Genomic DNA, 874 nt, shown 5'->3' with positions numbered 1-874 from the left:
TTAGGGAAGCGGATTGGTAATATTGCTCTTGGAATTTCTGCCGCCAGAGGTGTGGGTTATGTTGGTTTACTTGTGGGTGCCGTCAGTGGTGTCGATAGCATCTATGAAGCGTGCAAGGTGGATGGTACTGGCGAGTGTGGCAAGACAACAACTCGTGAAGTGTGGGGCTTTATTGGAGGAGTATACGGTGGAATCAAAGGTGGAAGCGTTGGAGTAGGGCTCGCTGTAACCGCCGTTTCTGGTATCGCTTTAGCCATCAGCATAACTGTTACCGCCCCAGTACTTGCTGTCGCGGTGATTAGTGGAGCTGTCGCAGGTGGTTTTGTCGGTGGGGTTGCAGGCTCTACGGCAGGTAAAGCCGTTGGAGATGGATTGTATTTTCTATATGAAAGTTCAGACAAAATTGTATCTGATATAGGGGCTAAATTCTGATGGTCTGGTATGAGTCTGTCGTGGCGCTTTTAGGTTTGGTTTTCGGAGGCTACGCTACAATCTGGGCTGTTCCGGGTGTTATTATGAGTGCGATTGTATCTCTAGGTAGTCTTAAGCATATTGTTTTTATGGATAAACAACTGGCCAAAGATCTTAGCAAATACTATGACGATAACGGTCATATGAGACCTAAATACCAATTGTCCTGGGAGATAGGTAGCCGTTGCTTTGATTACTGGGTGAAGTATCCATTTATTCGTAAACGAGCAACAACGAAATCAACTAAATTTAAAGTGTTTATGTGGGTGAATGCATTAGGGATGTGGAGCTGTATTGTCCTTATCTTAAGCTTGATTTTCTTAAAGTTTACTGGGTACATACCCTAATTTATATGGGACTGTAATGATCGGTTTCATATCGTTACTTAAGGTGTTGGTAATGT

Annotated in this window: 1 protein-coding gene and 1 pseudogene; both read left to right on the top strand. The window is 43.9% G+C overall.

Features of this window, described 5'->3' with window-relative positions; all coding sequences use genetic code 11:
• A pseudogene (locus ACQEXT_RS21200) lies at positions 1 to 432 on the top strand (hypothetical protein); the annotation flags it as partial.
• Positions 432 to 818 carry a hypothetical protein gene (locus tag ACQEXT_RS21195; protein WP_138971147.1) on the top strand — a complete coding sequence of 129 codons (387 nt, stop codon included), beginning with the start codon at positions 432 to 434 and terminating at the stop codon, positions 816 to 818. The pseudogene ACQEXT_RS21200 and the gene ACQEXT_RS21195, both read left to right, overlap by 1 nt.
• Positions 819 to 874 lie beyond the last annotated feature (56 nt).

It is taken from the genome of Vibrio sp. TRT 29B02 (assembly GCF_050113655.1).
Classification (GTDB): Bacteria; Pseudomonadota; Gammaproteobacteria; order Enterobacterales; family Vibrionaceae; genus Vibrio.
This window is presented reverse-complemented; position numbering and strand designations above follow the sequence as displayed.